We start from the raw sequence: 10,782 nt of genomic DNA, 5'->3' as shown, positions 1-10,782 counted from the left end.
CCTGCTCAAAGGTTGAGCAGGGCATTCAATCACGTGGGTCAAAATTCGATGAAAACTACATGTCTAGGTGGGTCAATTCTGGGTGAACGTCAACATCGTGGGCATCATTACGCCGTGGAACTCACCACTCCTGCTCGCTTCATGGAAGCTCGCCCCGGCGCTCGCCGCTGGCAATACAGTGGTATGGAAGCCATCAGAATTCTCGTCGGCGTCTGCGCTGGAATTTGCTCGCCTCTTCGAAAAGGCGGGATTCCCGCCCGGCGCCGTCAATGTCGTGACCGGATTCGGCGCAGAGGTTGGTCAGCCGCTCGTCAACCATCCATTGGTAGCAAAGATCGCGTTCACCGGCGGTGATCAAGGCGGCCAGCATGTCTACGAGGCAGCCGCACGGAACATCAAGCACGCGACGTTGGAACTTGGTGGTAAATCACCCAACATCGTGTTTGACGACGCCAATCTCGATAACGCTCTCAAGGGCGTAATTTCGGGGATATTCGCCGCCTCGGGACAAACGTGTATTGCCGGGTCGCGGCTATTGCTACAGCGGTCGATTTACGACAGCTTCCTCGAGAAACTCACGGCGTTCGCCAGTACAGCAAAGCTGGGGGACCCGACAGCCGACGACACACAGGTTGGGCCAATCACCACCCAACCGCAGTTCCAGCGCGTCCTTGACTACATCGAGATCGCCAAACAGGAAGGCGCGCGGTGCGTTCTGGGTGGTGGCCGGGCGACCGAACAGGTCTGCGCGCAAGGCTGGTTCGTGCAGCCGACCATCTTTGCCGATGTGCGGCCAGACATGCGAATCGCGCGTGAGGAAGTATTTGGGCCGGTTCTTGCAGTCATACCGTTCGACGAAGAGCAGAACGCACTTCAGATTGCAAACGACAGTCAGTTCGGACTCGCCGCCGGAATTTGGACAAACGACCTTGGTCGGGCAATCCGGATGAGCAATGGCTTACAGGCAGGAACAGTGTGGGTCAACACTTACCGCTCCGTCAGCCCCCTGTCTCCATTTGGTGGCTACAAGCGCTCGGGTATTGGACGGGAAAACGGTATTGACGCCGTCAAGGAATATCTTCAGACCAAGTCTGTCTGGTTCGACGCTGGCAACGAAGTTCCGAATCCCTTCATCATTCGTTGACGTCCGAGGGGCGCATTCCGCTAATGCGCCCTTGCTGATCTGCGTCCGCGGAAGAGAACTCTTCCGGGATATCAATCAATCGCACAGGAAAGTACCTTACAAACGGGGATATCGTCGGTAATTTAAATATTTTAATTAGCACTCCACGTTAAATGGAGGAGACAATGAAACGCATCATTGCCGCAGCAGCGGCGATAGCCTTCGCTTGCTCAGCATCGGCTCAAAGTAGTGTATTGCTGTATGGCGTGGTGGATCTCGGGATCAACTACACCAACAATGCGCAGGCCGCGCGGTTGGCATCAACGCCGACAGGTCACAGTCAGGTCTTCATGGGCGACGGACGATTACGGGCCTGAGCGGCAGCCGATGGGGATTGCGCGGTTCCGAAGCGCTGGGCAACGGACTGGCGGCGCTGTTCGTACTTGAGAATGGTTTTTTTGCCAGCAACGGTGCGCTCGCGCAGGGAGGTGCCGGTTTTGGACGTCAGGCCTACGTCGGCCTTCAGGGCGCGCTGGGCACGGTCACACTCGGCCGTCAATACGATCCGATGCTCGACTATCTGCAACCGTTGACTGTGACTGGACAATGGGCAGGAAGCATGGGCGCTCACGCGGACGACGTCGATAACCTCTCAAATACAAATCGGGTCAACAACTCCATCAAGTTTCGCAGTGTTTCTTACCGTGGCTTTAGCTGGGAGGGTTTGTACAGCATCGGAGGCGTCGCGGGTCGACCGACGCAGAACCAGATCTGGTCTCTTGGTGCCGGCTATTCGGGAAGCTGGCTGACCATGGGTCTCGGTTACTTTAACGCACGCAATCCCAATGTTTCGTTCTACGGAAATACACCGAACAAGGGAAGCAGCACGGCGAATAATATTGGAACTTTCGGATCGACGACAACCGGCGAATCCATCCCAGCCTACGCGGGATTTGCATCGGCAGAAACGTTGTCGATTGCAGGGGCAGCATTGCGCATAACAATGGGAGACGCGCAAGCCGGAGCAGTCGCCACGCGAACGCAGTTTGACTCTCTCGGCTCGCAGTCAGGCCCTAATCCCCTTGGCTACTCCGGAAATGTCGCGTTTAATAGCTTCGAAATTAACGGCGACTATCGCATCACGCCGGCCCTACTGGTTGGTGTGGGTGTTAATTATACGAAACGCAGTCCAGTGAACGGGGACAATGGTGCACGATATCAGCAGGCAGAAGTAGGCACGGTCTATAGCCTTTCCAAACGCACTGATTTATATGCCATTTGCGTATATCAGCACGCGAGCGGAAGAGACTCCTTGGCTCAAGAGGCTGTGGCGAGCATCAATGGCTTCAGTCCATCTTCGCGCGACGAACAGACTGCGATGCGTGTGGCCGTTCGCCACAAGTTTTAGTTGAACTTTGGTGTGTGGCGGCACTGCTTTGTTTCGTGAGACAGCACGACTCCATATGACATCATCACTCGAAAAGTACAAGATTTTTGCAATTAAGTATGCTCATCACGATCGCCCTGCGCGTGATAACTTTCTTGGTGGCGATCCGCATGACATGAACATGCCACTCGATTACTTCGTTTGGGCCATTGTTGGTCAGAACCGAACCTTCCTGGTCGATACCGGCTTCGATGCCGAAGTCGCAAACCAGCGTGGACGGACAATTACCCATGCCGTGGCAAGAGGCCTTAACGCGATCGGGATTGCTCCTCAGTCGATCGAAGACGTAATCGTGACGCACATGCACTATGATCACGCTGGAAATTCGGATCTGTTTCCGAATGCGCGCTTTCACGTGCAGGACCTTGAGATGTCGTTCTGCACCGGACGCTGCATGTGCCACGGCGTACTCAGTCACCCGTTTCATGTGGAAGACGTGAAGTCAATGGTCGGGCGCGTGTTTGCAGGCCGTGTGGTCTTCCATAACGGCGAGTCGACGCTGGCCCCCGGCCTTAGCCTGCATCTCGTAGGCGGCCACACAGGCGGCCTCCAGGTTGTGCGAATTCATACTGCGCGCGGTTGGGTGGTACTCGCGTCTGATGCGTCGCACCTTTACGCAAATATTGAAGATGGCCGCCCGTTCCCCGGTATATACAACCTTGCCGACATGTTGGAGGGATACCGCACCGTGAACCGGCTTGCCGATTCGCCAGCGCATGTAATTCCGGGTCATGATCCAGCCGTGCTCGAAAAATATCCCAGCGCGAATCACGAAACCAATGGCTGGATTGTTCGCGTGGATCTTGAACCGCGATGAGATTGAGCTTCCCCCGAATCGCCACCACTGCTTCGCGCTTGGCTTGCGGGCTCAGGGCTTTCCCTTGACGACAACCTTCAATGCTTCCATGTCGAGCATTGCCTCAGCCAGCATTTTTTTCAGCCGCGCGTTCTCGGCCTCCAGGTCCTTCAGCCGGCGTGCGTCTGACACCTCCATGCCGGCGAACTTCGCGTGCCACGTATAGAACGACGCGTCACTGAACCCGAGCTTCCTGCACAGTTCCTTGACCAGCATACCGGCCTCGGCTTCCTTCAGAAACCCAATGATTTGCTGTTCCGCAAAACGCTTCTTCATGTTCGTCTTCTTCTCCGAAAATGAGCGGCCCCCGGTAAACAGTGCCATGATGTAAGCGAGTTTTCGGCGGACTTTTCGAAGGAAAGGAGCCGTGCGATGAAATTCATCCCGTTCGCATTGGCACCGTAACGATGAACGCCGAGCATCTCGCATGGATACTTCGTTCGACGGCTCCTGCGACCGCCTACGAGGCTCGTAAATATAAAGGTTGCAGGGCGATCCAAGAAGATCACGAAGCCGCCGGGCTCGCGCGTCAAGCGAGGTGATCTCGCCCCCCTACCGTCGTCGCCCGAAGCTCTGTAAGCTTTGCCAGATGAAGGCCCCGTTTCTTACCACTCTCGCATTAGCCTCCGGCAACACTGCCGCGTGGATTCTTGGGCTGCGCGCCGAGGCCGCCATGCGCTGGCTGCCTGCGTGGTACCGCGCCGACCACTGGGGCGATTCGACGCTTGTGGTGCTCGCGATGCTTTCCCTCTATCTCATGAGTCGCACGCCGCTGCGCGAATACCTTGCCCACTGCTTTGCCTTGTTCCTGCTGTGGGAGATACTAACCTTTCTGGATTTTGTTGCAAAGTCACTGGGGCCGCCGCTGCCCGAGCAGGTGCATACGAGCGTGGGTCCATATCTTGGCGGTACCATGCTGGCGATCACCGCGGCATCTGTGGTGATCGCTGCTCTCCGTGTCGCCCCGGCGCGCCGAAAGCCAATCGTGGCTGGGCGCCGCAGGTCGCCGGGCCAACGCGTTCGGCGCTCCACGTAGACCGCTGCTTTTCTGTCGAACTGCAACCATAGTGTGCTGCATCGGCTTGCGGAGGAACATCGCCGTGTAGCCAGTCGCCAAAGTCTCCGGACGCGATGTCCATAGTGCGGCCCGGAGAATTCTTCTTGTCTCGCACCCGATGCGTGCGCTGGTTTGCATGCCAAGATAGCATTCACAGTGCAATTGTGTAGGACTACAAATGTTTTGCGAATATTTGTAGAATCGCGGCCTGAATTCGTTAGGTCGATGAGTCCTCCCGCGAAAGCTTTATCCTCGACGCCGCACTCGCCGATGGCCGGGTTCGTAACGAGTGTTGGGAGTCGAGCCGCCGTGGATGTGTGCGAGGTGCCCGACGCGTACTGCGCGCCGCGACATCGGGACGTCGGAGTTGTACGACGTTGGCGCGCCCGCTGCGCGCCCCGGCAGCCCCCCTTTTGCCTGATGACTGGCCTTGGGCGGCTTGCCGTGTGCGGGGGCAAAATTTTGGCAGACCGTTGGTTGCGTTTACTCGTCAGACTCTCAAAGCGGGTAACGGCCGATGGCAGTTAGACAATATGCCCATAATGTTGAAAAACATACTAGGCCATTGGCTCTCTCGCGCGTTTGCCTGCCGATGACGCACGCCGCCTCTTGCGCAGTCCGAACCAGGAGCGTGTAGCTGGCTGAGAGATTTATTTATTTTGCATTCCAAACAAATTCCATGAACTGTCGCGTACGTGAACCCGCGTAAGTACTCCATCGGCACTTGCCAGGTCTTCTAGCCAGTTCAATTGCAGAGAAGGTTCGATGCCGCGACACATCCCGTGCGCAATTGGGTCAATCGGCGCGCTCGTAACCTGCACTTACTACCGTGGCACGTAAACGCCCGAGAATCGGGCGTTAGGGCGCTTGCTGGGCAGAGACCGTCGAGCGTGGCACCGACGCCTTCGACGAAGCGTGAAGAGTCTACAAGCTCTCCGCTGCGCCGAACGGCGCTGATGGGGGCGCCTCGGATACTGCGATGCCCCGCATGCTCAAGGAGTGTCGTCAGAAGGTAAGCCCCCCCCTCCTTCACGCGCATAAGATACTCAACCGGCTCCCCCGCCCGGCGCTCATCTCGTGCCGACTGCGGCACGCACGAGTCGCTGGACGTACACCCGCGACGAGCGCACCCACGCGGCATCCATGAGATACATGATGGTGAGACAGTCGGGATCAACGCGACGACAGCGAACGCTGGCCGAGGTGAGATGCTTCAACAGGTTCACAAGGTGAAGACGTATCCGGTGATCGGACGCCACCGCGCTTACTTCGCACGCGCGTCGATTACCTTCTTCATGCGCGTACACACGTGGGTGCAGAAAGTCTCAGCGAGTTGCCGGTTTGCCGTAAGGATGTTCTCGGTAGTGAGCGACTCACGCGACACGCCAACCCTCACCATTTGCCGTTGGTGCAGCAGACCCGTCACAAACGTGTGCAGTAGTTCCTTTCGGATATGGGCGTCCGCCGCCTCATAGAACTCCCTGCCCGCATCGGCCTCCGAACGGACCTTAGCGGCCGCAATTTCGGCCTGGGCTTTCTCAGCCTCGCGTCGCTGCGCCTCCGCGTTTTCACGGACGCGCGCTTCCTCCTGCAAATGCTGGGACTGTTGCGACTGAACAGCCAGCATCTTCTTTTCGGCGCCGCCAATGCGGTAGTTCCCTTCGAGCGACTTGAAGAGATAGCCTTTGGGGCTGATGGTAACCTTGCCCTGCGTCAACCTGGTCTGCGTGTACTCGATGGCCTGCACCAAGCGTTCATCCGTCCAGGTGTGCCGATTATTTGCGAGGCGGAGGAAGTCCAGTTCATCGAAGGCGAACTCGTTATGAAGCACGAGGTACATTTCATCAGGAATGCCTGCGCGCGCGGCATCCGCACCCTGCTTCTTTGTGAACCGGAAGCGCAGTTTCATTTTGTCCGCGGACACGCGCGCGGCGTTTGCTTCCCAACTGACCTCAAAATCCGACTCTTCGTTGAGCTGCTGCACAGCAGGCTCAAGGAAATGTTTCCGGAACTCCTTGAAGACCCTGCGCGACACGCCGACCTTCCCTGGCCATTCCAGAACGTCTTCGTACGCGAACCACTCGGTAACACCATGGCCCTCGCATGGAATGAGCCGGTCATAGACTGCGCGCGCAAGCGACAGCGTAAACTTCGCAGCATCGCGAAGACTTAGCCAATGAGCCTTGTACGGGCTGATGAGATATCGAATCACCCGCCCTGAGAGCAGGATGCACACCACGTTTCTCTCGATGTAGCAATCGCCAAGCAGACTTATCGTGCCCCACGAGTCCTTCTCGGTCAGTTCCTCGATTGAGGGGGCTGTCATGATTTCAACGCGGGCTTTCGCGGCGGCACGCATCTGGGTGACGAGATGGCTGTGGTTGCGGCTGTCGTAGCGCATCAGCCACTTGAAGTAGTTTATGTCCTCGGAAAACGTGTAAACCTTGTCGTCAATAAGCTCGTCGGGCGCCTTCGACGCGACGATGAAGTATGCGGCATCGAGCACGCGCCGCGCTGCGATACCTAGTCCACCGACACGGGTGAAGATGTTGTTTCGGAGATACCCGATGTCCCGGCTCGCTTGGTCTATCCGCACGTCTTTCCCGGACATGTCGTCGTAGATGTCCAAGGCAAGTTGATGCGGCGTGGCGGGAAGCGTCGGATTTTCCATTCGTTCTTTCAGCTCAATGCGGGCACTCTATCAGGCAAGCAGCGGCTGTCAACACAAAAACCACCCCCGATGTTGTGTCCTTTCTCCGCACAAAAACCACCCCTTACCTTGCAGCTTGCGCCCAAAAACCACCCGACGTTCTCACAATTTCCGACCATCCAAACCCAATTTCTGCCCACTCCATCACAAAAATCGCCCCAGTCTTCACAAAAACCGTCTCTATTCACAGGCTTTTGCATTGATAAGAAAGGGTTTTCCTGCGGCTGTATGTTGGTTTGTAGGTTTATGTTTACAAAAAACAAACAAACGTAGACTCAAACTGGGGGAAAACTTGCCGAAAATTGCAGCCGATTTTTCGATAACTATTTGATTTAAATGAAAAATATAAGAGGGGCAGCCGTCTACACAAAAACCAACCCGGGGGTGGTTTTTGTGTAGACGACGTTCTTGCACTGTAGTGACGAAACGGCAGTGGGATGTCGCACGTAGTGGTTTCGTGCAAGTCTGCCTTGCTGACGCGATTTCAAATCGCATTGCGAACATGCGATTTGAGCCTGAATTCAACGAACTTGCATGGAATCTCCGTGTTTCGACTAAAAAATTAGGCTGAATACAACTCTGTTTACACATAATGATGTATTCTGCACTTCATCGTCAAAAACACGGAGAAGTGCAGAATGGATGCAGTGGCTACAGCCCTCCCTATTGAGAGCCGTCGCACGACGCTTCGCGAGGTTGCAGAGTTCGCCGAAAAACTCGCACCGTTTGCGGACAACCTGCGCGAACAAATTCTCGCGCCGCGGCCGCGCAAGACTGCTCCCATATTTACTATCAGTGAACTGGCCGACATGTGCAATCTGTCGCGCCAGCAGATCCAGTATCTGGTAACGAAGGCTGACCAAGGGCTTCCGTCTGGCACGCTCAACGGCAGCGGGCGCAGCCGGACGTTCACACTTGCCGAGGTGCGCACGTGGGTAAAGATGGCTTCGGACATCTATCAAACGCGACTTGGGGAGCCGGACAGCAATTTTAGAGGGCGGGTGCTGACGACAGCTCAGCTGAAAGGTGGTTCTGCAAAAACCACTACGACCGTCTGCCTCGGACAAGCCTTGTCGCTGCTCGGACGCAAAGTCCTGATTATCGACCTAGACCCGCAGGCTTCTGCTTCGGAGTTGTGTGGACTGTACGCGGAGAAGGAGATTAGCGGTGAGGACACCGTTCTCCCCTACATCTATGATCAGTCGATCGAAGGCGGACTGAATTCGAAAGTCCAGAGTACCTACTGGGATGGGATTGACATAATTCCCGGGCACACGTTCTTGTATGGCGCTGAGTTTCTATTGCCGGCCCGGCAGAAGACGATGAAGGGTTTTCGATTCTGGTCGGTGCTTCGCGAAGGCCTCGAGCCGCTTCGTTCCCAATACGACTACATCCTGATGGATACGTCTCCGTCGCTGTCGTACATGAACCTCAACGCCTTGTTAGCCGCAGACGCGCTCGTTATGCCGATGGTTCCGGAGAACCTGGATTTCATCAGCTCGATGGCGTTCTGGCGTCTCTTTTCGGAGGTCGCGGGCGACTTCCTCGCGTACGAGGAAGATAAGGTCTATGAGTTCATCTCCATCCTTCTTTCCAAGGTGGACTACGGGAAGACTTCATCGGCCCCGGTGGTTCGGCAATGGGCTCAGACAGCGTATGGGAAATGGTTGGACCCATTCGAAATTCCGTCAAGTTCAGTGATGAGTGGTGGGGCGCTCTCATTCTCTACGGCACTGGATATCACGAATACGCATTCAACCGCTAAGTCGCTTCAGCGCGTGAAGCAACCGTTGATGCAGTACGCGCGTTGGCTTGATGACATGTTTGTCAAGAATTGGAAGGAGGAGGCATGAGCAATATTCGCGCACAGCTGTTGGCCAAGACCGCAGGCTTGGCGTCGCCGGCAGAGATGACGCCTGTGAGGAAAGAGGCTGATAAGGGCACTCGCAGTCCGCAAACCATGCCAGGACTTACCAGTGCCTTGACGGCCGCGCAAATCCGAATCCAAGAGCTTGAAGATAAAGGAGTAGGGACCGATTTGCCGGTCAACGAAATTTCGCCGAACCCATGGCAACCTCGCCGCGAATTCAATGAGACGAAGCTGCATGAATTGGCGCGCTCAATTGAAGAGACGGGGCTACTGCAATCGGTGCTAGTGCGGCGAGTGGGCGGTGATGTTTACCAGTTGGTAGCCGGAGAGAGGCGTTGGCGTGCGCATAAGCTCCTGAATCGGGAGACCATCAAGAGTGTGGTAATTGACTGCACTGACCAGGATATGGCCGCGCTCGCGCTCGTCGAGAACGTGACGCGGGACGATCTCTCCGATTATGAGATTGCGTTGTCCGTTCGCCGCGCGGAGAGTGAGTTTCCGAATAAGACACGTCTTGCCAAGACAATGGGCATTTCTAGAAACGAACTCTACCGATACCTCGCCTTCGATGAGCTTCCTGACTTCGTTAAGCGTGACTTGGACCTGAGGCCGACGCTCTTGCAATCAAATCAGGCACAGGAGATTGTTAGCGCGCTGAAGAAGACTGGCGATGCTGGGCAGAAGGCGCTAACGGAGTTGTGGCCGCAGGTACTAGCGGGTGACCTCCTTGAATCTAAGATTGCTCCTGCGATTCTTGCTGCAGCGACTCGCGGGGTGTCGACGCGTGACGCAGCGGGACGGAGCATCCTCAAGATATTCGCGGGCAATGTGCAGGCAGGCAGTATAACGAAAGATGTCGCGGGGCTAACGTTCAAGTTCAAAGCTGGAGTCATTTCCGAGGAGCAAGAGCACGCACTCAGGGAGACCGTCGCGAAGATGTTCTCGGTTCAGTCGGAGTGAGTTTGTAAGCGGAAGATAAATGGCCTCGCAACTCGCGAGGCTTTTTTATTGCGGCGGTAAGATTATCGTGGCCGCGTGGGTGTTCGGATCCGAACACTTTTGTGCGGTAGCTGCGCGAAGTGGCTCTGCATCAAATTGGGGATCGCATTGGCAAGCGCGGCCAAGTGGCCGGAGTCGAATACCTTTTGGCCACTGAAACTCATGTACCTCGTCCGGACGCTAGTGTTCGACCTCAATATTCTTTGGGGCTCCAGATTTAGATGCGGAGCCCATCCGGGCGACAAAGTGTTCGGATCCGAACACGTTTGCCAAGAACCGAGAGCTGCAAGTCACGAGGTCTGCGTGTTCGGGAGGGATGGCCACTATTAGTGGATGATCCATCGATAGAAGCGTCGAAATTCCTTGAATGCAAAAGTCGGCGGTTCCCCGCAATGCAGCCATTCTGACATCAGCTGCGTTTGATGCGGCCCTTCAATGTCAGCATATCGGCCTGTATATTCATGATGTGATCCCCTGAAAAATGTGCTGGTTGCTCAACTGGGCAAGCATCCTGGTTTGGCGGTTTCAGCTTTAGTGACGCTTGATCTCATGTACGAGGCGCTTGATTGTGACACCCATGAAGCTGCCACAATCATCGAGGAATGCCACGTTCTCGGGACAGCTCAGCACATCGAACTCCCACCCTCCACCCTCCACCCTCCACCCAAGCCCAAGCCCAAGCCCAAGCCCAAGCCCAAGCCCAAGCCCAAGCCCAAGCCC

The 10,782-nt window shown here is 56.0% G+C and carries 7 protein-coding genes and 3 pseudogenes; 7 read left to right on the top strand and 3 right to left on the bottom strand.

Annotated elements, in window-relative coordinates; all coding sequences use genetic code 11:
* Nucleotides 1-88: 88 nt before the first annotated feature.
* From C7401_RS44085 to C7401_RS44075, 4 genes and pseudogenes are all read left to right on the top strand, one after another.
* Nucleotides 89-1,144: pseudogene (locus C7401_RS44085) on the top strand (aldehyde dehydrogenase family protein); the annotation flags it as partial.
* Nucleotides 1,145-1,308: 164 nt separating this feature from the next.
* A complete protein-coding gene (locus C7401_RS46055) occupies nt 1,309-1,500 on the top strand; it encodes a porin (protein ID WP_309252032.1) in 192 nt (63 codons plus the stop codon).
* 17 nt (nt 1,501-1,517) lie between these two features.
* Nucleotides 1,518-2,531 (top strand): porin, encoded by a 1,014-nt coding sequence (locus C7401_RS44080; RefSeq protein WP_309252031.1) that lies wholly within the window; start codon nt 1,518-1,520, stop codon nt 2,529-2,531.
* A gap of 55 nt (nt 2,532-2,586) precedes the next feature.
* Nucleotides 2,587-3,387, top strand: a complete 801-nt coding sequence (locus C7401_RS44075) for an N-acyl homoserine lactonase family protein (RefSeq protein WP_112178347.1) — start codon at nt 2,587-2,589, stop codon at nt 3,385-3,387.
* Here C7401_RS44075 and C7401_RS44070 read toward each other — a convergent pair.
* Nucleotides 3,386-3,702 (bottom strand): annotated as a pseudogene (locus tag C7401_RS44070) (transposase); the annotation flags it as partial. The gene C7401_RS44075 and the pseudogene C7401_RS44070 overlap by 2 nt on opposite strands.
* Before the next feature lie 313 nt (nt 3,703-4,015).
* Between C7401_RS44070 and C7401_RS44065 the strand changes: the two are divergent.
* A complete protein-coding gene (locus tag C7401_RS44065; RefSeq protein WP_112178345.1) occupies nt 4,016-4,462 on the top strand; it encodes a hypothetical protein in 447 nt (148 codons plus the stop codon).
* A gap of 1,285 nt (nt 4,463-5,747) precedes the next feature.
* Here C7401_RS44065 and C7401_RS44060 read toward each other — a convergent pair.
* Nucleotides 5,748-7,154, bottom strand: a complete 1,407-nt coding sequence (locus C7401_RS44060; protein WP_112178344.1) for a replication initiation protein — start codon at nt 7,152-7,154, stop codon at nt 5,748-5,750.
* 677 nt (nt 7,155-7,831) lie between these two features.
* Between C7401_RS44060 and C7401_RS44055 the strand changes: the two genes are divergently transcribed.
* Both C7401_RS44055 and C7401_RS44050 read left to right on the top strand, forming a co-directional pair.
* Entirely contained in the window at nt 7,832-9,046 is a 1,215-nt protein-coding gene (locus tag C7401_RS44055; protein WP_112178343.1) for a ParA family protein, read from the top strand.
* Nucleotides 9,043-10,023 (top strand): ParB/RepB/Spo0J family partition protein, encoded by a 981-nt coding sequence (locus C7401_RS44050; protein WP_112178342.1) that lies wholly within the window; start codon nt 9,043-9,045, stop codon nt 10,021-10,023. Before C7401_RS44055 ends, C7401_RS44050 begins: the two co-directional genes overlap by 4 nt.
* A gap of 570 nt (nt 10,024-10,593) precedes the next feature.
* Here the strand turns inward: C7401_RS44050 and C7401_RS45425 are convergent.
* A pseudogene (locus tag C7401_RS45425) lies at nt 10,594-10,782 on the bottom strand (hypothetical protein); the annotation flags it as partial.

This window comes from Paraburkholderia unamae (genome assembly GCF_003268775.1).
Taxonomy (GTDB): domain Bacteria; phylum Pseudomonadota; class Gammaproteobacteria; order Burkholderiales; family Burkholderiaceae; genus Paraburkholderia; species Paraburkholderia unamae.
This window is presented reverse-complemented; position numbering and strand designations above follow the sequence as displayed.